Source organism: Terrisporobacter mayombei, from assembly GCF_020748465.1.
Taxonomy (GTDB): domain Bacteria; phylum Bacillota; class Clostridia; order Peptostreptococcales; family Peptostreptococcaceae; genus Terrisporobacter; species Terrisporobacter mayombei.
Genome location: NZ_JAHZMP010000160.1, coordinates 1 through 484 on the forward strand (window position 1 = coordinate 1; position 484 = coordinate 484).

1 protein-coding gene is annotated in these 484 nt (G+C 55.4%); it reads left to right on the top strand.

Going from position 1 to position 484, the window contains the following annotated elements; genetic code table 11:
- The coding region (locus tag K0039_RS25075) for an ATP-binding cassette domain-containing protein (protein WP_228106846.1) at nt 1–484 on the top strand (484 nt) is incomplete at both ends.

The window sequence follows — 484 nt, forward strand, 5'->3', positions numbered from 1 at the left end:
CGTTACGCGACGTCCATATCAATTTCCCGGCCCGTAAACTGGCTTGGTAAAACTACGGAACATGTTCATGCCATTAATGGTATTGATTTACAGATCCGCCGTGGTGAAACCTTAGGGATCGTCGGCGAGTCAGGCTGCGGCAAAAGCACCCTCGCACAGCTTTTAATGGGTATGCTGCAACCGTGCCACGGGCAGTACATCCGTTCTGGCTCACAACGCAGTATGCAGATGGTGTTTCAGGACCCGCTCTCTTCGCTTAATCCGCGCTTACCGGTGTGGCGCATCATCACAGAACCGCTCTGGATAGCTAAGCGTAGTAGTGAACAACAGCGGCGAGCGTTGGCAGAGGAGTTGGCTGTGCAGGTGGGTATTCGTCCGGAGTATCTCGACCGCCTGCCTCATGCGTTCTCCGGCGGGCAGCGGCAACGTATCGCCATTGCCAGAGCACTCTCTTCGCAGCCTGACGTGATTGTGCTTGATGAGC